This window comes from Chryseobacterium sp. LAM-KRS1 (assembly GCF_013184525.1).
GTDB classification, from domain to species: Bacteria; Bacteroidota; Bacteroidia; order Flavobacteriales; family Weeksellaceae; genus Chryseobacterium; species Chryseobacterium proteolyticum.
In genome coordinates, this window is record NZ_JAAOIZ010000004.1 from 755,097 (window position 1) to 777,227 (window position 22,131).

The 22,131-nt window shown below is 36.2% G+C and carries 11 protein-coding genes and 1 riboswitch; of the genes, 8 read left to right on the plus strand and 3 right to left on the minus strand.

All coding sequences use genetic code 11. The annotated features are described in order from the left end of the window. Window positions 1–40 precede the first annotated feature (40 nt). The 6 genes from G9C87_RS14530 to pckA all read left to right on the plus strand — a co-directional run bounded on the left by G9C87_RS14530 (window position 41) and on the right by pckA (window position 9,175). Complete coding sequence (locus tag G9C87_RS14530) at window positions 41–1,978, plus strand: putative porin (RefSeq protein ID WP_172282374.1); 1,938 nt, start codon at window positions 41–43, stop codon at window positions 1,976–1,978. Window positions 1,979–1,992: 14 nt separating this feature from the next. Next, window positions 1,993–3,579: a bacillithiol biosynthesis cysteine-adding enzyme BshC gene (gene bshC / locus G9C87_RS14535; RefSeq protein ID WP_172282376.1), complete on the plus strand. Its 1,587-nt coding sequence runs from the start codon at window positions 1,993–1,995 to the stop codon at window positions 3,577–3,579. Window positions 3,580–3,617: 38 nt separating this feature from the next. Beyond that, entirely contained in the window at window positions 3,618–5,570 is a 1,953-nt protein-coding gene (locus tag G9C87_RS14540; protein ID WP_172282378.1) for a LysM peptidoglycan-binding domain-containing protein, read from the plus strand. A gap of 68 nt (window positions 5,571–5,638) precedes the next feature. Beyond that, the gene (fabD, locus tag G9C87_RS14545) at window positions 5,639–6,514 is read left to right on the plus strand and encodes an ACP S-malonyltransferase (RefSeq protein ID WP_172282380.1); all 876 of its coding nucleotides are present in this window, start codon (window positions 5,639–5,641) and stop codon (window positions 6,512–6,514) included. Window positions 6,515–6,525: 11 nt separating this feature from the next. Then, the gene (locus G9C87_RS14550) at window positions 6,526–7,428 is read left to right on the plus strand and encodes a GYDIA family GHMP kinase (RefSeq protein WP_172282382.1); all 903 of its coding nucleotides are present in this window, start codon (window positions 6,526–6,528) and stop codon (window positions 7,426–7,428) included. A gap of 130 nt (window positions 7,429–7,558) precedes the next feature. Beyond that, window positions 7,559–9,175, plus strand: a complete 1,617-nt coding sequence (gene pckA, locus G9C87_RS14555; protein WP_172282384.1) for a phosphoenolpyruvate carboxykinase (ATP) — start codon at window positions 7,559–7,561, stop codon at window positions 9,173–9,175. A 50-nt stretch (window positions 9,176–9,225) separates the two neighbouring features. Here the strand turns inward: pckA and G9C87_RS14560 are convergent, their stop codons facing one another. Continuing rightward, window positions 9,226–9,630: a type II 3-dehydroquinate dehydratase gene (locus G9C87_RS14560; RefSeq protein WP_172282386.1), complete on the minus strand. Its 405-nt coding sequence runs from the start codon at window positions 9,628–9,630 to the stop codon at window positions 9,226–9,228. Window positions 9,631–9,875: 245 nt separating this feature from the next. Beyond that, window positions 9,876–9,972: riboswitch (SAM riboswitch) on the plus strand. An 83-nt stretch (window positions 9,973–10,055) separates the two neighbouring features. Between G9C87_RS14560 and G9C87_RS14565 the strand changes: the two genes are divergently transcribed. Together G9C87_RS14565 and G9C87_RS14570 are read left to right on the plus strand one after the other, a co-directional pair. Then, on the plus strand, window positions 10,056–12,971 hold the full coding sequence (locus G9C87_RS14565; RefSeq protein WP_172282388.1) for a SusC/RagA family TonB-linked outer membrane protein: 2,916 nt from the start codon (window positions 10,056–10,058) through the stop codon (window positions 12,969–12,971). A 24-nt stretch (window positions 12,972–12,995) separates the two neighbouring features. After that, a complete protein-coding gene (locus tag G9C87_RS14570; protein ID WP_172282389.1) occupies window positions 12,996–14,489 on the plus strand; it encodes a RagB/SusD family nutrient uptake outer membrane protein in 1,494 nt (497 codons plus the stop codon). A gap of 90 nt (window positions 14,490–14,579) precedes the next feature. Here the strand turns inward: G9C87_RS14570 and G9C87_RS14575 are convergent, their stop codons facing one another. Both G9C87_RS14575 and G9C87_RS14580 read right to left on the minus strand, forming a co-directional pair. Continuing rightward, window positions 14,580–15,053 (minus strand): hypothetical protein, encoded by a 474-nt coding sequence (locus G9C87_RS14575; protein WP_172282391.1) that lies wholly within the window; start codon window positions 15,051–15,053, stop codon window positions 14,580–14,582. A gap of 3 nt (window positions 15,054–15,056) precedes the next feature. Next, a complete protein-coding gene (locus G9C87_RS14580) occupies window positions 15,057–22,130 on the minus strand; it encodes an RHS repeat-associated core domain-containing protein (protein ID WP_410499347.1) in 7,074 nt (2,357 codons plus the stop codon). Window position 22,131: the final 1 nt, after the last annotated feature.

Sequence of the window (22,131 nt, forward strand, 5' to 3'; positions counted from 1 at the left end):
TTATGGTTCTGTATCACTTTTGAACCCTATAAATTAACGCATGAAATATATATTTCTTATCATCCTTTTCTTTGCTAATTTTTTCAATGCACAGGTTGTTAATAAAACAGATTCTAACAAGCTTGAAAAAAAACTGGCTGATACTTTAGTTATTGACTCTGGAAAGAAGGATTCTTTAAAAATATTCAAACCTACCATCAATGATTATCTTTATCAGACTCAATTTTCTGAAAAGAAAATATTTGATACGGTGATGACTTACGAAAAAACATACATCTTTTCACAATATAACAATAAGGATAACTTTGGGAGAGTTCAATTTCCTAATGTGGGAGCGGGATTTAATCCTCTTTCTTATGAGGTGAATGCAGAGCAAAACCTTTCACTGCTGCCTTCCAATAAATCTTATGGAATTATTGGGATTAATGACGTGAAATATTATGACGTAAAAACTCCAACAGCAACTTTTGTTTATCATAATTCTATAAAGAACGGAGCGGTTTTAAGATCTACTTACACTCAAAATATAGGAAAGCGATTTAATTTTGCTTTGGAATATATGGGACTGCGATCACAAGGTCTTTACAGGAACTCATTGGCAGCTAATAATAATACACTATTCTCTGGACACTATCTAAGTAAGAGCGGAAACTATGAGTTATTTGCTCATTACCTGCATCAAAATGTTAATAATCAGGAAAACGGAGGAATTGTGGCTGATGATCTGTTCCAGAGTGGGAACAGTGATTTCAGAAACAGAATCAATGCAGAAGTGAATCTTGCATCTTCAAGTTCGCAATTTGGATACAGAAGATATTATTTAAGCCATCAGTTTACTCCTTTTAACGCTGAAAAATTTCCTTTTAGGATCAGGCATACCATTTTTAACCAAGGGAATAAATATTATTACTCTCAAAATGCTTTAGAAGGATATTGGTACGATACACCCGCCGAAATCGTTAATGGTTTTCCTCTTTCAACAAAGAAATATTCCAATAATTTAAGCAATACTGTTAGTCTGGTTTGGGATAATGAAAAGTTCAAACTGGATGCAGGAGTGCGTTATCAAATGATAAAGTTTGGAGCAACGCAAGTTACTCTGCCTACATTACAGATTCCAAATGAGATTAAAGAGAATAGAATTGGGGCAGTAGGAAACTTACAGATAAAGCTTTTAGATAAAATCCAGCTTAATTCATTTGCGGAATTTTCCAATGGAAGCCAGTTCGGAACTTATGTAAAAACTACTAACAACATTAAATTTGAGCCGATCAAAGATTATTTTGTAAATGCTAAAGTAAATTTCCAGAGTGCTTATCCTTCTTTTAATTATCTTTTGAATACTTCTGTTTATAATAATTTTAATTATTACCTTCAGAATGTTAAAAACCAATCGATAACTGAGATTGGTGGGAATATTAATTTAAAATGGTTTAAAACAGAATTGTTTGTTAATTATTTCAGAATAGACAATTTTACTTATCTCGATGCTGCATCAATGCCTAAACAAAGCCAAGGGTCGCTTAATATTTCTCAGATCGGAGGAGATGCTACATTCAGTTTTGGTAAATATCATTTAAATACAAGAGTGCAGTTTCAAAACGCGCTAACAAATAAAGATTTGTATCCGATGCCTGGATTTATAGGCCGTGCTAATTTCTTTTATCAGACCAAAGCGTTTAAAAATGCTGCAGAAATTCAAGCTGGATTGAAAGTTTACTATTTCTCAAAGTTTGCTTCAAGAGAATATTTTCCGATACTTAACGAATACATTTTACCAAGAGCGGATTCATTTTCAATCGGGGGACAGCCTATTGCTGATGTTTATATCAATATGAAAGTTAAAAAAATGTTCTTCTTTGTTGAAGGGCAACAGATAGGTACACTTATCTCATCTAATAAAGCCTATGCATTTCCACATTATCCGGTTTATGATTTTAGACTGAACCTTGGAATTGTTTGGTATTTGTTCAACTAAAATCATAACACCAGTTGAAAACAATCAGTAAAATATCATTTAATGATATAGAAAATATACCTCAGTTAATAAAAGATTTTTTAAATCATAAAATTGAGGGTTTTGAAGAAAATACATTTTCATTAGACCATTTTAGAAAACAAATTCATCTAAAACAAGAATCTTTTACTTCAGAACAGAGAGTGGTATTATCCGCCGCTCTTGAACAACAGTTATCCGGACTCACACTTTCTAAAAAGCAAAGGGAAAATTTAAACAACATAAAGCTTCCTGATACTTTTACTATAACAACAGGTCATCAGCTAAACCTTTTTTCGGGGCCTGTTTTTTTTGTGTATAAAATTTTACAAACTATTAAGACTTGTTCTTATTTAAAATTTAATTTTCCGGACTTTAATTTTGTTCCTGTCTATTGGATGGCTTCTGAAGATCATGATTTTGCTGAGATCAATCACTTCAAAACCGAGAATAATTATTACGAAATTAATGAAAAGTCTGGTGGACCTGTCGGAAGAATTCAGATAAGCGATACATTTTTCATTTCTGAGTTTGAAAAGGAATTTAAGGATTCTGTTTTTGGGACGGAGCTTATCTTAATGCTTAAAGAAGCTTACAAAGTCGGGAATACTCTAACAGAAGCTATAAAGACATTAGTGAACAGACTTTTTTCAGAGTTTGGTTTGTTAATCATTGATGGGGATTCAGGTATATTGAAAAATCAGGTCAAAGAAATTTTCCGGGAAGAGTTAATTCATTCTGCATTATATCATGCTTCCAAAGAAAAAGTGAAATTTCTCACAGATAAATATGGAAAGGTTCAGGTGAATCCCAGGGAAATTAATTTGTTTTACCTTTCTGACACGAGGGATCGGATAGAATTGGTAGGAGATCATTATAGTGTGGTGGATACTCCCATCCGGTTTACAAAAGAAGAGGTCTTAAATGAATTGGATAAAGCCCCGGAAAGATTTAGCCCTAATGCATTAATGCGTCCGGTTTATCAGGAAAAAGTATTGCCTAATTTAGCTTATATCGGAGGTAATGCAGAAATTATGTATTGGCTTGAGTTAAAAGACTATTTTACTAAAATAGATATCCCTTTTCCTGTTTTGATTCCCCGAAACTCAATGTTGTTCTTACAGGAGAAAGTATTAAAAAAAATAGATAAGCTTGATCTGAAAGTTGATGATTTCTTTCAGAATTTTGCAGCTATTACGAACAACAGGATCTTAGATAATAGTAGTATTCTCAGGTTACTTGAAGAAAAAGAATCTCTTTTGATCAATAGCTTTTCTGAATTACGGTCTATCGCCGAAACTACCGAGAAATCTTTTGGAAATATGGTTAAGGCGGAAGAAATTAGACAGCTCAAATCTTACAAAAGGATGAAAAAGCGACTTCTTCATGCAGAAAAGATAAAACAAAGTGAATTGCTTGAAAGGTTGGAAAATTTATTTTTAAACGTACATCCTTCTAAAACATGGCAGGAAAGGGTTTATAATTTTAGTGTATTTTTCGCCGATTATGGATATTCATGGCTTGAAACTTGTTTAGAAGAAATGGTGGTTCAAGAATCAAAATTAATAATTGTTGCCATTTAATTTTAAAGGAGTATTTTTGTAAATTATAATTATCTACTATGATAAAAAGGTTTTTTATTCTATCCAGTTTATGTATGGTTTTGGGTGTTTCCGCTCAACAATCACATACCGTAGTTAAAGGAGACAATCCTTATAATATTGCCAAGAAGTATGGTATAACGGTGGATGAACTGCTGAAACTAAATCCAAAATTTAAAGATGGAAAGTTGACAATCGGTGATGTGCTTACAGTTAAATCTGATAAAAGCACTTCTGCTCCTGTTACAAAAAGTGCTGTCATTGAAAAATCTAAACCCAATGCTCAGCTTGGTAAAATTGTATTACAGCCGAAACAAACCATCTATGGAATTACAAAGCAATACCGTATTTCTGAAACTGACTTGAGAAAGCTGAATCCTGAATTGGATTCTCATATGAAGATCGGTGATGAGATTACATTACCTTTTGAAAGCATAAAAAAATATGGAGGCAACCAACAACCTGTTGTAGCTTCAAAAAATGTAGAAGCAACTGCTAATAATAATACTCCATCAACTGCCGTGGCAACAGATGAGGATAGCTATACAATTCAATCAAAAGATAATTATTACAGAATTACAAAACAATTTGGAGTTAGCCAACAAGAGCTGTATGCTTTAAATCCTGGATTGGAAGAAAAAGGATTAAAACCAGGAGAGGTTATCCGTGTTAAAAAATCAAATAGCAATGTTGCTAATGTGATTACGGAGCCTGTTAACCCTAAAACTAAAATTGATTCAGGCAACGAAAAGTCATCTGCTAATAATTCCTCTAACGTGAATGCAGAGGCAGGAGATGAATATGTTACTTACACTGTTCAGCAAGGGGATACTGTTTTCTCTATTGTGAATAAATATGGTATTTCCATTGACGAATTAATCGCTTTAAACCCGGATTTAACCCACGGACTAAAGACCGGGATGGTTTTGAAAATTAAGAAGCTTGATCCTGCATACATTAAGAAAAGCGGAGATGCTTTAAGTGTTGTTTTGATGCTTCCTTTCGGCTATAGTACAAATGAAACTCAATATAGGGGAATGGCAATGGATTTTCTTACAGGAGCTAAATTAGCCATTGAAAGAAATGCAAGAAACGGTCAGAAACTGGATATTAAAGTAGTTGATTCCGGTAATGAAGCTTCATTTAGGAATTCATTGACTCAAATCAATCCTAATAATACGGATTTAATTATAGGCCCATTCTTTAAATCGAATGTCATTGATGTTTTGGACTTTACTAAAAGCCAGAAAATTCCAATTGTAGCGCCGTTTGCAAATTCTCCGGAATTGTATAACTACAGTAATCTGGTTATTATTGAAACGAATGATCAAACCTATGCGGATAAAATTGTAGATGAAGTAAAAACTGTATACTCGGATCAAAAAATTTATATTGTTGCAGACAGCAAAAAGGAAAATGCAAATTATATTAAAGCGGGTCTCGAAAAGGCAGTGAAAAATCCAAATGTAACAATTGTAAGTTCTCCTGCAGAAATTAAGGCAGACCAGAATATGATGACGGGACAATCTGCTCCTGTAATAGCTATTTTAGCCAGTGATAACGATAGTACGGGCGAGGCTTTTTCAAATAGAGTTATTGCCCTGACAAAAGAAGTACAGGGAATAAAAGCTTTTAGCATGTATTATGCTCCAAGTTTTGAGAAAAAGGTAGACGACCTTAGTCAGGCGAGTCTGGTTTACTTAATGGACAGAAAAATCAATACGGACGGAAGTTTTGAAAAAGAGATTTTGGCAGCCTATAAAGGTAAATATTGCAAGACTCCTCCCAAATATGCAATTATTGGTTTTGATGTTGTCAATGACATGTTAACCAGAGAGAATAAAAAAGGAGAAATTTTTAAACAAATGAATAAAGTTCAAACTCAGCTTGCAACCAAGTTTGAATTTGTAAAGTCCAAAGCTAATGGAGCTTATGTGAATACTGGTTATCGTGTAATCCGATTAGTTCCTTAGTGAAGTACATTGGATGAAAGAAAATCTTCACATTATGTTTATATTTGCATAATATTTTAAATTATTAGATGAAAGCACTTGTATTTCCTGGGCAGGGTTCTCAGTTTGTTGGGATGGGAAAAGAACTATATGATTCTCGAAAAGACATAAAGGACTTGATGGAATCTGCCAATGAAATTTTAGGTTTCGATATTTTATCCCTTATGTTTAATGGGACAGAAGAAGATCTAAAGAAAACCGAGGTTACTCAGCCTTCTATTTTTATACATTCTGTAGCTGCTTTAAAAGCTGTAAATGGACTTGGTGCTGAAATGGTAGCCGGTCACTCTTTAGGAGAATTTTCAGCATTGGTCGCTAATGGAGTTCTGTCTTTTGATGACGGTCTCAAATTAGTTTCTGAGCGAGCAAAAGCAATGCAGGAAGCTTGTGATATTAATCCAAGCTCCATGGCTGCAATTTTAGGATTGGAAGATGCTAAAGTTGAAGAAATTTGTGCACAGATCAATGGGATTGTTGTTCCTGCAAATTATAATTGTCCTGGGCAACTTGTAATTTCAGGAGAAACTGCTGCCGTAGAAGAAGCTTGTATTAAATTGAAAGAAGCGGGAGCAAAAAGAGCATTATTGCTACCTGTTAATGGAGCTTTTCATTCTCCATTGATGCAACCTGCACAAGAAAGATTGGCGGCTGCTATTGAACAAACTAAATTCAGAAAAGCAACGATTCCAGTTTATCAGAATATTACCACGACTGCAGTTACAAATCCTGACGAAATTAAGAAAAACCTGATTGCTCAGTTGACAGGTCCTGTAAAATGGACACAATCTGTTCAGAATATGATTAAAGACGGAGCATCTAACTTTGTAGAAGTTGGACCAGGAAAAACTTTACAGGGATTGATCAAGAAAATTGATAGTTCTGTAGACGTTGCTTCGGCAATCTAAAAAATAAACAAATGGGCGAAATATTTTCACCGGGAAAGCTCATGCTTACTTCAGAATATTTCGCTATAGATGGAGCTCTTGTCCTAGCGGTACCAACCAGGCTGGGACAAGAGTTTTTCTTTGAAGAAACGGAAGATGGGAAATCATTGGTTTTTTGGGAAGCTTATCATCAAAATAAGCTATGGCTGAAAGTGATCATTGATTATTCCTCTTGGAAAATCCTTGAGACAAATATAGCTCCCAGTGCCGAATTTCTTATAAAAACGTTGAAAAACGTCCAAAAGCTTTCTACTCGTAAATTCCAGAATGCAGATTCATACTTTTTAAAAACAAATCTACAGTTCCCTTCCGATTTTGGATTGGGAAGCAGTTCAACATTAATGAACAACCTTTCTGTGTGGGCTGATACAGATCCTTTCATGCTAAATAGTCTAAGTTTGGGTGGAAGTGGTTATGATATTGCTGTCGCAAAGGAAAAATCAGCAGTTTTGTATCAGAATAAACCGGTAATACAATATAAAAGAGTAACCTTTGATCCTATCTTTAAGGACGACTTGATTTTTATCCATTTAAATCAAAAACAAGACAGCAGGGAAGCAATCGATCTGTATAAGTCCAAAATAAAATCCCGGAAACTGATCGAAGTATTTTCAGCCCTTACCAATGAAATTCTATTATGTAATGAATTAAATGATTTTTGTCATTTAATGACTGTTCATGAAAGAAAAATTTCTGATTTTCTGAATATTCCTACCGTTAAAGACAAATTCTTCTCCGACTGTCCGGTTTTTGTGAAAAGTTTGGGTGCCTGGGGGGGAGATTTTGTAATGAGTGCCAAATTTAGGGGCTTTGAGGACTATTTTCGGGGAAAAGGTTTTGCGACTATTTTTGAATGGATTGATATAATTGCTTGATATTTAACAATTTGCCGTTCTGTTTTTTTCTTTGTCATTCTGACTTATATCATTATATTTAACCACCTGTAACACTAAATTAATATTTAATTTTGTTGGACTAAAAAAAGAAATAGAAAATATAAGTAAAATGAAACACGCTAAAATCATCCAGGATTTGCAAAAATTAGGGATTAAGGGAGACTACGAAATAATATATAATCCCTCATATGAGGAATTATTTCAAGCAGAAGTTTCTCCTGAAAATCAGGGTTTTGAGAGAGCTGAACTTACGGAATCTGGTGCAGTATCAGTAAAAACAGGAATTTTTACTGGCCGTTCTCCAAAAGACAGATACATTGTTCAGGATGATGTTACAAGAGACACAATTTTCTGGGATGGCAAAGTGAACTTGCCTACAACAGCAGAAATCTTCAAGTCTTGTAAAGAATTAGTGCTAGACCAACTTTCTTCTTCTAAGAAAATTTATGTAGTGGATGCATTTTGTGGAACAAATGCTGACACAAGACTTAAAGTGAGATTCATCGTAGAAGTTGCATGGCAGGCGCATTTCGTTACTAATATGTTCATCCGTCCATCTCATTATGAGCTGGAAAACTTTGGAGAACCTGATTTCACTGTTGTGAACGGTTCTAAAACAACGAATCCGAACTGGGAAGCTCAGGGATTAAATTCCGAGAATTTTGTAATGTTCAACCTTACGGAAAAATTACAGATCATTGGAGGAACCTGGTATGGAGGAGAAATGAAAAAAGGAATGTTTGCAATGATGAACTATTACCTTCCGCTAAAAGGAATGGCATCTATGCACTGTTCTGCAAACGTAGGAGAAGAAGGAGATGTTGCTTTATTCTTCGGCCTTTCCGGAACAGGTAAAACAACTTTATCCGCTGATCCTAAAAGATATCTTATTGGTGACGATGAGCACGGTTGGGATAACAATGGAGTTTTCAACTATGAGGGAGGTTGCTATGCAAAAGTAATTGACTTGTCGGAAGAAAAAGAACCGGACATTTTCAGAGCGATCAAAAGAGATGCTCTTCTTGAAAATGTTGTTGTAAATAATGGTGTTTCTGATTATACTGATAACTCAATCACTGAAAACACGAGAGTTTCTTATCCGATTTACCATATTAACAAAATTGTACTGCCTTCTAAAGCTGGGCATGCTAAGAAGATCGTTTATCTTTCAGCTGATGCATTCGGAGTATTACCTCCGGTTTCAATTTTAGATGAAAATCAGGCTCAATACCACTTTTTATGTGGATATACTTCTAAATTAGCAGGAACTGAAAGAGGAATTACTTCTCCGGAACCTTCATTCTCTCCAGCTTTTGGTGAGGCATTTCTTACGTTACATCCTACCATGTACTCTAAAACCTTGATTGGTAAAATGAAAGAACATGGAGCGAAAGCTTATTTGGTAAATACAGGATGGAACGGTACAGGAAAAAGAATCTCATTAAAAGATACAAGAGCCATTATTGATGCAATAATTGATGGATCTATTGAGAACGCTCCTAAGGCGCAAGTACCTATTATGAACTTGGAAATTCCTACTTCTTTACCCAATGTTTCAGAAGGTATTCTGGATCCAAGACATACATATAGTGATGCTTCAGAGTGGGAAGAGAAAGCTAAAGACTTAGCATCAAGATATATTAAGAATTTTGAACAGTATTGTAACACTGAAGAGGGGAAAAAGCTGGTTGCTTCCGGACCTCAATTACAAGAACAAACAATATAAGAAAAGCAAAGCCTCATCATTGATGAGGCTTTTTTATGTATTAAAACATCCTAAAAGCTTAATAAAGCCAGTCTGTATCCTTGCATTCCAAATCCTGATAATACAGCGTCTGTGTGAGCTGCTGTTACTGACTTTTGCCGGAATTCTTCTCTTTTATAGATATTGCTGATATGTACTTCAATCTTAGGTTTCTGTATATTCTTTAAACAGTCGGCTATCGCATAAGAGTAATGAGTAAAAGCCCCCGGATTGATAATAACAGCATCAAAATCATCTTCCTGAAGCCTGTTAATTAATTCTCCTTCAATATTCGATTGATAATAGGTCAGTTCGTAAGAAAGGAATTCATCTTTTAGATTTTCCAAATATTCATCCATTGAAATTATTCCATAAATTTCAGGTTCTCTTGTGCCCAACAGATTGAGATTCGGTCCGTTTATGATTAAAATTTTCATAACATAAAATTAAAAAGTTTTTTTCGATTAGTGCGGATATTTTACGGGTTTTATTTGAGGGAGATGTTTTACATTATTTTTAATGATATTTCTCATGTTTAAAAATTTAACATTTTCTCTAATAGTTTATTAACAGGCGTTTTAAGTGAAAATTAAGTTAATTTTTGAGAATTTAAAATAAAAAATAAATTAGTCTACTTGTTTTATAGACTAATTGTTTTTAGATTTGCATCCATATTTCGATCGGCTTATAAAGAAAGATGGAGGGAACTGACCCTACGAAGTCTTAACAACCTGCATGATGCAAGGTGTTACATTCAGCCTTTTAAGGAAAAATAAGCATTTGGTTAAATCAATTTCTTGATGCCCTTTGCTGTGTTTTCCGCAAAGGGTATTTTTTTAATATTTAACAAATAAAATTGATTATGGTTAGCAAAAGTTTATTCAAAGCTGGTGTTTGGATTTCACCCGGTGCTTTGTTTTTCTTAGGCATTATTAGTGTTAATGGGCAGGAGATAAAGCAGAAGAAAGATACGCTTAGGGAAAAAGATATTGATGAAGTCGTTGTGGTAGCTTACGGTAAAGCGAAAAAGACGAGTTACACAGGTTCTGTAGCGACGATCTCCAGCGAAAAGATTAATAATCGGCCGGTAACCAATATTACAAAAGCTTTGGAAGGGCAGGTAGCGGGATTGCAGGCAGTAAGTGCTTCAGGCCAACCGGGTGCTACGGCAACAATCCGTATCAGGGGGATCGGATCTATTAGTGCCTCAAGTAATCCTTTATTCGTGGTGGATGGAATTCCTTTTGATGGAAATATCAATTCTATCAGCCCAAATGATATAGAATCAATTAGTGTTTTGAAAGATGCTACGGCAAGCTCTCTGTATGGATCAAGAGGTGCTAACGGAGTGATTATTGTGACTACAAAGTCAGGGAAAAAAGGAGAATCACGAATCAATTTTAATATCAGTCAGGGATTTTCCAGCAGGGCTGTAAAGGACTATGAACAGGTTACCACGGACCAGTATTTTCAATTATATTGGGAAGCAATGAGAAATGGATATAAATCAGGACAGGTTTCAGCACAACAGGCTGCACAAATGGCCACAGATAATCTTGTGAATAACCTGGGCATCAATCCATATGGTTCTAACTATGCAAAACCGGTAGGGACAGATGGAAAACTGCTGCCTGGAGCAAGGCCTTTATGGAATGATGACTGGAGGGATATACTACAAAGAGTGGCCTCAAGAAACCAGGTTGATCTTGATTTTAGTGGCGGAAATGAAAAAGGAAACTATTTTTTCTCATTAGGATATCTTGATGATAAGGGTATTGCCATAGGATCCGGATTTACAAAATACAGTACAAGATTGAAGATTAATAATGAAGTGAAGAAATGGTTGACTGTTGGAGCAAACCTTAGCTATACCAATAGTCTTCAGGAGGCACCACCATCTTCAGATTCAAGAACTGATAATATTATTAATGCGGCCAGAGTAATTCCTTCTTTTTATCCCTACTATGAAAGAAATCCTGATGGAAGCTATAAGCTTGATGCTAACGGAAATACAATTTACGACTTCGGAAAGTACAGGCCGACAAGTGCTTTGCAAAATCAAAATGCAGCAGCAACTTTGCCATTAGATAAAAATGAAAACAGGGAAGATAACTTTTCAGGAAAAGGGTATTTGGATTTTACCTTCTTACCGGAATTAAAATTTAAATCCAGTTTTTCAATTGACCTGGTAAATTATAATGGGCATTATTATTCAAATCCGTTACTTGGGGAGGGTAGTGAAATCGGAGGTTCGGTGACCAAGACAAATTCACGGACATTATCTTATACAACCAGTAATATCTTGACCTATGACAAGAAATTCAATCAGCATCATTTCAATATTCTAGCTGGACAGGAGTTTTATCATTATGAGTATCAGACGATATCCGGAAGCCGAAGTCAGTTTTCTTTACCTTATTATTATGAACCGGATGCAGCGGCTTTATTAGGAGGTTTTAGTGGTAATAGTGATAAATTAGGTTTACTGAGTTTTTTAGGTAAAGCAGAGTATGATTTCAATAACATTTATTTTATTTCCGGATCTGTAAGATCAGACGGATCTTCCCGTTTTTCACCTCAAAACAGATGGGGAACTTTCTGGTCAGTAGGAGGTTCGTGGAAGGCGTCTAATGAGCAATTCATTAAAAATCTAAATTTCTTTAATCAGCTAACCCTTCGTGCGAGTTACGGAGGACAGGGAAATGATAAGTTGAGTACTTATTATGCTTACCAGAGTCTTTACGCATTTTACAATAATCTGGGAGAAGGAGGAACAGTTGCTAGCAGGCTTCCCACTCCTGATCTTAAGTGGGAAACCAATCTTAACTTGAATGTGGGGCTGGAATTTGCTATTCTTAAAAACAGGGTTAAGGGTAATGTGGAATATTTCCAGCGTCAAAGTAAAGATCTTTTATTTGACAGGCCTTTGGCTCCGTCTCTTGGTTTTAGTGGTTATTCGGCGAATATTGGAGAACTGAAAAATACAGGCTTTGAATTTTCATTATTCACAACTCCTGTTAAAACGGACGATTTTCAATGGGATGTGGATGTTAATGTAACAACCCTAAAAAACAGAATTACGAAACTTCCTAAAGGTCCAATTGTAACAGGAACTAAATTATTGCAGGTTGGCGGTTCTGTTTATGATTTCTTTATTCCGGAATGGGTTGGAGTTGATCCAAGTAACGGTGCTCCGCTATGGAAATATGTTTATCAGGATGCCAATGGGAATACAGTAGAAGGAACAACTTCTGAATATGCAAAGGCGACAAAAACATTGCAGGGTTCTTCTTTGCCTAAATTCTCCGGTGGAATCACTACAAATATTACATATAAGGATTTTGATTTATCCGCGCTGCTAACTTTTAGTGTTGGAGGAAAAATTCTTGATACAGATTACACCATGTTAATGTCAAATGGAAGCAATGCTGGAAGGGCATGGAGTGCAGAGATGTTAAACAGATGGACGCCTGAAAATCCCAATACGGATGTTCCGGCTTTAAGTACAACGACAAATAACTGGACTTCAACGTCCTCAAGGTTTTTATACTCGGGTACTTATGCCAGATTGAAAAATGTGAGCATCGGATATACGTTACCTTCAGATTATTTCGGAAGACTGGGACTGAAAAAGTTCAGAATTTATCTTCAGGCTGAAAACCTTTTAACTTTCTACAAGCACAAAGGAATGGATCCTGAGCAAGCAATAGATGGTACCACTTATTACAGATATCCGGCAATGAGAACAATAACATTCGGTCTTCAGGCTACACTTTAAGTTTATATTAAAACAATCAAAACAATGAAAAAAATAAAATATATATCATTTATACTTATTGCAGCTTTCTCTTCTACTGCATGTACTAATGATTTGGAAACAGCTCCTACTAATCAGGCTAATGAAGCTGAGATATTCAAGACAGCTGAAAGTGCTGAAACGGTGATTAATGGGACATGGGCAAAATTCAATGATGACGGGCCTACCTATGCTAACATTGGCTATTCAACAGTATTACGGGCCAGCGATGCTATGGGAAGTGATGTCGCTGTCCTTACTAATAAATATGGCTTTGCATCGGCTTACGCTTTTACCGATTTAGTGAATAGTACCGGAAGTCGTTCTCAATTTGTATGGAGTTTATTATATTCTGCAATCAATAACATGAATAATGTGCTTAGTCGTATTGATGGAGTAGAAGGAAGTCAGTCTAAAAAGGATCAGGTTAAGGGCCAGGCAAAAGCTTTACGTGCTTTTTGTTATTTGAATTTAGCAAGCCTTTATCAGTTTAGTTATTTAAAAGATAAAAACGCTTTGGTAGCTCCAATTTATACAGAACCTACAACCATAAATTCTGTAGGAAAAAAGAGAGCTAGCCTTGAAGAAATTTATACTTTGATTAAAAACGATCTATCAGAGGCAGGACTTTTATTAGCAAATTATACAAGAAATAATAAGGATAAAATTGATAAGTCTGTGGTATATGGATTATTGGCCAGGACTTACTTAAATACGGGTGAGTGGACTAAGGCTACTGCTGCTGCTCAAATTGCAAAAGCTAGTTTTCAGTTGATGGCTCCCGAAAAGTATAAGGACGGGTTTAATGATATTACCAATGGGGAATGGATCTGGGGACATGGCCAGACGCAGGAACAATCAGGGGAAAGCTATGCATTCCATTATTTAGATGTTTCTTCATCAGGAAGCTATTACTACAGTTTTATGGCGGACCCTTATTTTAAAGATTTATTTGACACCAATGACATCAGGTACCAATTGTTTCAATGGGATGGACTTCCCGGAAGGGAAGGTCTCTTGAGATATGCTAAATTTAAGTTTAAAGCCAATCTCATTGCTGACATTGTATTCATGAGATCAGCTGAAATGTATTTGATTGAGGCTGAGGCAGAAGCCAGAAATGGGAATGTAACCAATGCTGTAGCAGTTTTAAATCAACTGAAATCGGCGAGACAAGCTAACTTGTACAATGGATCTTTAGCCCAGAATGATGTGATCAAAGAAGTCCTGATCGAAAGAAGAAAAGAATTATTTGGAGAAGGATTTTCATTGTCCGATATCATAAGAACTCAGGGAACTGTAGTAAGAAAACCTTTTACTGATTCCAATGGTCAGCCAATTAAAGTACAAGTAACAACTCCGGATGGAACTGTAAAAACAGTGAATGGAAGAGGGCATTCTGTATTTTCTTTTCCTGATCAATCTGCCTTCACGCCAAACAGCAAGTATTATTTGTTTACGATTCCGCAGAAGGAGGTGGAGAATAACCCGAATTTGTAGCCTATTATTTAATGAGGAGGTTTTCCATAAGTCACCAATCTAATGATATTTAAAAAATAAATTCCCCGCTTTTAGCGGGGAATTTTTTATTTACTTTTTTATAAGGTAAATAAGTTGTTCATGATTCTTATAATTCTTAAAGCCGATTTTTACGGAATCCAGTGTATTCCTTTTGCTGATATCATTGTAGTACATCACAATATTATCATTATTCAAACCACCACAAAAATCACAGTGAAAATTGATAAACCGACTATGGTCGCTATCCTCAACACTTAAACCTTTTTGATTGGTTTTTAAATCTTTGATTTTAATACTTAAAGCAAAGAAATTTTTGTTGATTCTTTGATCATTTTTCGAATTGTATTTAAAAGTTGTAAAAACTTCCTGAATTAAATACTCTGTCCGGTTAATTGTTATTTTATTGCTGGTTGGTTTATACACATGGATCAGTAATTTTTTCTCTCTTGCTTCAGATATGTCTGCAGGTAAAAATTCAGTATCAGAACCTACACACGAAACAGTGATTGAAAATATTGCCCATAAGAAAATCAGATTTTTCATAATTTATTTAATATCATAAAACTTAACTAAATGCTTATCAAATATAAAATTATTAATGAAGAAATTAATATTAGGAGCCATCATACCTGAATATATTCTAGCATTATACATTGCTTTCAATGATTGCTCCACTACAGTAGTACAACTTGAAGTAAGCAGTTTGTACTTCGTTGAGATTACATTTCTTGCAGCAGCAATTCCGCGATTGATCTGGGCTCTTGTCGCTCTGTAAACAGCAACCGCATCATACCTTTTACCTGGTGAAACCTTGGTGCTGTAGAAGTCGTTAATTTCCTCAATACTTTTAAAATTTTGATCAGTTTTAAGAGTTTCTCCATATACCCCTCCATTTTCATGGGTTCCATCCTTAGATATATAAAGTAGTGTACCATCTGGATTTTCAAATGCTATGGCTTCATGACCTGCTCCGTTAGCACCGCCATAATCGTGAAGAACACTTACTTCATAAGTCTTTTGTAGATGCTCCATCGCATGATTTAATCCAGCAACAATTCCACCGATCACAGCACCCTGCCAGAAGTTACCTCCGGACAATTCGGCACCTACACCTCCTGAGATAGCCCCAAAGAGTACCTTTCCTACGGTTTGATTAGCAAAATCTTTAGCAAAAGCACCAAATGCTGAAGCTCCTAAACTACCCAATGCCCCTGAAAGCATTGCCTGGTGGAAAGATCCACCCTGCATTAAGGATAAAGTTCCTTGAGCAATTCCATGTACTGTGGCTTGCGCTAATGCTACACCTGTTTGAGCCATTACCTTCAAAGCTGTATTAGATACCTGCACTGCAGATTGAATGGCGGGGGCAAAGAGCTGGCCTATACCAAAGGTGACGGCACCCGATATAGCACCAAATACAGTAGATTTAAATAATCCCAGAAGAGAAAACTTCTGTCCTGTGATAATAGCACTTACAATGTAACTTGCCGCACCAACGATCGCTCCGATAACTACTGCTGCCAATAGAGCAGACTCAATACCGAAGATGTATTCACCACTTGGGTCATTAAATAACAATGGATTATTCATTACATATCCATACTTATTATAATTCTGGGTGTTGTAAGGTTCCTGAATATTCTCATCAGCATTTAAGAATCTTCTCAACAGTGGATCATACAATCTTCCGTTCATGTGGATGATTCCCACTTCGGCAAAATGTTCATGACTGGTGTATCCTCTTTCAATCAGTAACGCTGTATTGTCAATAATATTCTTATCGGTAATAATAGCACCATTTCCAACTTGAAGATGGGTGAAATTACCCCATGCATCAAAATGTCTTTGTTCTAGTTTATTTCCTGCTTCATCACTGATGGCTAGGATACTTCCAATATAATCTTTATGAAGGAATTTATATGAGCCATTGGTTTCGTTATAATCTTTCAGGAAAATAATATTACTCTCATAAGGAGTTCCTCCAATGTAAAGAACATGCTTTTCTTTACCTGTAGTATTATCTAATACGACTTCAAAACTTCCATCTCCGCTATAGAATTTAGTAAACTTACCATCTCCGTCAGCGGCAAAGTTACCTCCATAAGTAACCCTTTGTCTCATGCTTGTTAATCCATACTGGAAGGCTACATCTCCTTTTTGACCATCAATAAATACCGGGTCATTGTTCTCGTTATAAACGATACTTTGGATCAGGTCATTGTTATAATTTTGAGTTCCTGCAGCATTTAAGGTCATTCCTGTTGGCTGGTAAATTTTGGCAGAATTATTAAACTTAATAGTTCCAACCTGATCGTTTTCTAAGATTCTTCCTTTCTCGTCGTAGACATTACGGTTACTTGAAGGTTTGATTCCTGTTACAGGGTTAGTCCAGTTGATCAATCTGTTGTTGTCATCATAATCAAATGATTCAACGATATTAAAATCCCCCCCCGTTGTTCTGCTTTTCAGCTCGTTCTTTATTGCATCAAATGAATAAGAAAGTTGTAAAATACCTGGCTTTACTTGTGAGGAATGGTTTACACTTGCTAAGAATCCATTAGGATCATATACGTTATTAACCTCTGAAGCTCCAAGTTTTGCTTTTAATACCTGACCCTTGGCGTTAGCCTGCATTAAGGTCCATAATATTTTACCTGATGTTTTGTCTTTTACCTGGGAAAGTTCCCCGTTCCATGTACTATAAACGTTCTCAATATCTATCTTTGTAAGCACTCCAGATGAATATAGGCTCTTCTCGTAAGAAATCACCCTTCCTTTATCATCATAGGTAACTCCTTTCTGCATATAGTATCTACCGTTGCTGTTTTCAGATGCAGATAAAAGTCTTCCTTGTTGGTCGTAAACTTGACTTGAGCTATACGCTTTTCCTTTAGAAGTTCCGGTTTTAGAAATTACCCTTCCTTTATTATCATAAACAAATGAAATCAGTTTATTGGTTGCAGCCCCTGCATCTACTGTTGAAATTTCTTTCTGAGTGATCAGCTGACCAACAGTATTATAGATATACTCCTTCGTCCCTTTAGGACTGATGATTTTTTTAACCTGATCAAAACCATCATATTCATATGTGTATTTTCCGTTGGATGGATCAATATGTTCTGTCTTTCTACCCCAAACGTCATATTTTGTTGTTACAACGTTGCTTCCATATTGAGCAGTCAGCTGCTTTCCAAGGGAATTATACGTGAAATTAATAGTCCCTCCTTTATCTGTTGTAGAGATTACATTACCTAAAGCATCTACCGTTTTGGTCGTTGTTCTTCCATATCCGTTAAGCTCTTTTAAAGTTGTGACAGTTCCTGATACCCAACTTTCCGTCTGTTTGCCATTAAAGAATAAAGCTGTCATTTTAGCTGGGAATACACTATCATCATAGGTAAATGTGTTCCACTGGATATTGGCAGGCAAGTCTTCAGTTGCCTGGTCAAAGTACGGCTCGGACTCTTTAATTTTTCTGCCTAAAGCATCAAACATGCGGTAAACTGCTACGAATTTCCCTTGCTCAAAACCTTTAGTCTGGGTTTTATATTCCTGACCCAATTTGTTATTATATTTTCTAGAGATACTTCCATCTGCTTCATATGTGATCACCATGGTATTTCCCTGGTCATCTTTTATATACTGGTAGCTAGTAGTTCCACCAATATTTGTTTTGGCAGTCAACTGTTTTCCCCAGAAATCATAAGTGTTGGTTGTTGTATTTCCTGATGGATCTGTCTCGCTCAAAATCTGTCCCCAGTTATTATAGGTAATACTGGTTTCTAATCCAAGGTTGTCCGTTTTCTTTATAACAAATCTTCCCTTATCATCATATTCGCTTTTGTTAATTCTGAACTGTGAATCACTTCCGGCTGTAACTTTCTTCTCAATGACATTACCGAATCCATCATATTTATAATCCTCGGTAAGATTGTCCGAGAAGTTATTGGAGAAGTTATTTCCAGAAACATTAATTACTGTTTTAGGGAGATTATTTTGGTACAAGTAATATTGGCTTACTTTATTGGTCGTATTAAAAGCCGCATGCTGCATAGTTTTTGCATCCAAATGACCAATGAAATAATCTTTTCCAATTCCTGAAGGATTATGAGTGTAAATAAAGTCCGTCGTGGTTACTGAAAAATTATCATTAACATTGGAAGTGGTTTTAGACGGCAGGTAGTAGGTATTGTAAATAGCTGTTCCTGCTGTTGTAACATTCGTCAAAAAGTCCTTAGCTAATGTAGAGGTTGCGACAGTAGCTGTTACAACTTTAGGCTTGTCAGCATCAGAAACTGTTGTAACAACTTGCCCGTTGAGAAGTTTATCTGTCTTATAAATTGTTGATTTGTAATTTAATAACTGAGTGTTGTTCTCAGAGATATCTGCCGGGAATATCAGGTTTTCATTATTGGTTCTGATGGACCACTCTTTTACAGGAACTCCGTCCAATAAAGGGTCTATTTGTATACCCGACCAAATTTTAGCATTTTCAAATCCGGCAGCATATAAGGAGGAGCGGGCAGTTTGACGGAAGCCAATTACCCCTCTTCCTGTAAAGTGACTTAAAAAACCTCTGTATCTGAAATCCTGGATCAGAGTACCGGCTGGCGTATACTGTTTAATCTGTGATACAGCAGCGGATAATGGTGCTTGCTCCAATTCAAAATAAGGATAAAGTTCTTTTTGTACGGGCTGATAAAAATTAGCATCTGTTTTTGAGTTAAGTTCTTTGTAGCTAATCTCTGTGGTGATTCCTCCTTGCTTGATATTCTTAGCTCTTGCCAAAGCGGGCACATAAGGATATCCATACTGAATCACATAGTTGTAACCGCACCCGATAACTCCAGAACAATCATCTGGTTTTCCTAAAAGGATAACCTGTTGGTTGTCTTTATTAATGGTCAAATTACTAAAAGGAATTACCTTTTCGTTAAAAGACTTTAACCAGTTTCTTGTTTTGTAGAAGTTGATACCACTATTAGTTTGGATCGAAACTGTGTTTTCAGTATTATAAGGTTGTGGAATGCTTGCTCCCAGAATAGTAATAGGAGGATTGTAAACAATACTTTTATCATTGGCTCCGGATACTTTGTTAACAGAGTAAACTGTAACATTGGTATTAGTCCATTCCTTGTCATGGTGAGCATTCCATGTATGGTCAGTAATTAAAACATTTGAAACAATAATTTCAGATTTTCCATCGCCATCCAAATCTGCTGTATTATACTGGAAATATCTGCTCATACCATACGCACATCCACTTTCAAAGAAGGTATTATGAACACCTTGTGTTAAGGTTTCGGTTCCTGAAGAGTAGAAAATAAAGTTATTGATGTAGAACTGATTCAGCTTTTTCCCATCAGATAAAAATAAATTCCAGTTATAAGATTTATTCCCTTGAGGAACTAAGACATCAATTTTGCTGTCGCCATTAAAGTCACCGTATAGTGCACCATTGAAGAATCCTCCCAGCGCTTGTCCTGTGAAGTTTCCTACATTGGATAATACAAAGTTTCCTGCAGATATTTTATTGATATTAAATACTTTGGTCATAGTACCATTGGAGCTATTGAGCCAGATAATATCCTGGATTCCATCTCCGTTAAAATCTGCGAACTGGATTTTCTTTGCAGCTCCAGTTCCCTCGTCATATTTGTAAATGCTTTCGGCAACCGGAAGGTTTTCACTTAGATCAAATAATATAGATGAGTAAAAACTTGTTAAAGTACTTCCTGGAATAATGTTTACCTCTCCATTGTCGATCGGAGGTACTCCATATTCTTCAGTATTGGATGAGTTAACTGAAGGCTCGATATAAGGAAGTGTAGGAGGCGTAGTTTCATCCAAGGCAACAGGATTTGAAATAGGTTTACCAATAGGTTCCGGATCAAATCCTCCATTAATACATGTTCTCGTTCTTCTGAAATTAAAAAGAAGTTCCGTAATTCCGTCCCCGTCATAATCATAGCTTGTCAGTTCCGATAAGCTTACAACTGAATAGTTACATCCCGTCATAGGAAGGTCGTCATCTCCGGGATCACCAATAGCATACTGATCATACGTAATTAGTTTCGAATATTCCAGCTTGAATCTGAAATCTGAAATATCTACAGAGTATACCAATAATTCATAATTGGGCTTTTTAGGATCTCCTGTAGCAACGGTATGAGGAATAACGATTCCTGCTTTGTTTTTTACGTATCCGTCTTTTTTGAAAGTCACAGATGTCGCCTTACCAAATTCAGCAGCTGTAAATCGATTAAGTTCATACTGTAGCGGCATAACCGGAACATCTTTGTATACGGAGCTCTTAAAGTTCAAAACACCTACCTGTGTGGATCCCGCAGTCCCTGGAGTGGGAACGTATTCCAGATAGTCTGTGATACCATCCATATCAAAATCACCATATTTTTTGGTATTGGTCGTGGTGATATTATATTCTTTAGTTGTTTCCTCTCCTGCAGTCTGAGCAGGTTCATATTCTATAGCTATAGGATTGGCTGCCTCATTATTACTGTTGTATTCCGTAATCTTATTGACAAACTGATAACTCGTACCATTATCCGTATATTCTAATGCATATCTTCTAAACTGATTACCACTTGTGGAAACGACAACCTCATTTAATAATTTGTCCTGATTGTAATAAAATCCCTGATGATAGGAAATCTCCTTAAAAGTCCTATCCAGGTTATAATTGAACGAAATCTCATTGAAATGTGGCTTATTAAGGGTCTCATTCCCACCCCATTTTATTTTCTTTATCCGGGTAACATCCCCACCTGGAACTGGTTGAGAAGTAAGATATTGGTTCTTCTCATATTCATAGGTGATGTAATTCCCCTGGGCATCCATCCATTTTACAAGATTATATCCCATAGAGGTTCTGGCTGCACTATAATGCTCCGGATCGCTGTATTCAGTATCTCCATACCATGCCTGCGAGCCGTCATCAAAGGTAACATGGAACAACATGGGTCCTTGAACTCCATTTTTTGTTCCTAATGATTTGATTTTGATATTGGAGTATTTCTCAGTAACATACTCAGCTCCATCTTTTCCATATTCTCCCGATTTAAGAATGAGCCTCTGTCCGTTAAAGCTATAATTATCTGAATAATCAAGTTGTACCGATTTGGTTATTCCGTCTTTTTCAATATTCTTACTTATTCTAGATACTGCTGTTATTCCTGAAATATCCCAACCATAACCCGCAATTCCATTGACAGAACCACTTGTATATGTCAGGTTGATCTGAGGTGCTACACTTTTTATTCCTGGAGGTAAAGCTATTGGTAAGCTAAATTGCAGTTGTCCGGTTCCGGAAACCTCTATATTTCCTTTGGTATCATGGAAACTCTGGCCTGTTGGTGCAGATGTCCCGGTTGGATTACCGGCTCCCGCGCCGGAATCTGTAGGTCCCCCACCTGGGTTTTCAGTAGAAGGCCCGATCTTTGCCACAAAAGGATTTGAAGTGCCGGAGGAGGCCTTAAATCCTTGAGCCAAGACCACGGTTTGCGGATCCTGTACTGTTCTTGATGTACTTTCCTGCTGATAGAGTATGGTCTGGGAATAGCCCAACACCGAACAGAGGGAAAGTACCAATGATGAAAGAATC

What these genes read in the sequence shown, in the direction of transcription:
- G9C87_RS14550 (WP_172282382.1), top strand. Translation starts at nt 6,526, where the DNA reads ATGGGCGAAATATTTTCACCGGGAAAGCTCATGCTTACTTCAGAATAT.
- G9C87_RS14560 (WP_172282386.1), bottom strand. Translation starts at nt 9,630, where the DNA reads ATGAAAATTTTAATCATAAACGGACCGAATCTCAATCTGTTGGGCACA.
- pckA (WP_172282384.1), top strand. Translation starts at nt 7,559, where the DNA reads ATGAAACACGCTAAAATCATCCAGGATTTGCAAAAATTAGGGATTAAG.
- fabD (WP_172282380.1), top strand. Translation starts at nt 5,639, where the DNA reads ATGAAAGCACTTGTATTTCCTGGGCAGGGTTCTCAGTTTGTTGGGATG.
- G9C87_RS14530 (WP_172282374.1), top strand. Translation starts at nt 41, where the DNA reads ATGAAATATATATTTCTTATCATCCTTTTCTTTGCTAATTTTTTCAAT.
- G9C87_RS14540 (WP_172282378.1), top strand. Translation starts at nt 3,618, where the DNA reads ATGATAAAAAGGTTTTTTATTCTATCCAGTTTATGTATGGTTTTGGGT.
- G9C87_RS14565 (WP_172282388.1), top strand. Translation starts at nt 10,056, where the DNA reads ATGGTTAGCAAAAGTTTATTCAAAGCTGGTGTTTGGATTTCACCCGGT.
- G9C87_RS14570 (WP_172282389.1), top strand. Translation starts at nt 12,996, where the DNA reads ATGAAAAAAATAAAATATATATCATTTATACTTATTGCAGCTTTCTCT.
- G9C87_RS14575 (WP_172282391.1), bottom strand. Translation starts at nt 15,053, where the DNA reads ATGAAAAATCTGATTTTCTTATGGGCAATATTTTCAATCACTGTTTCG.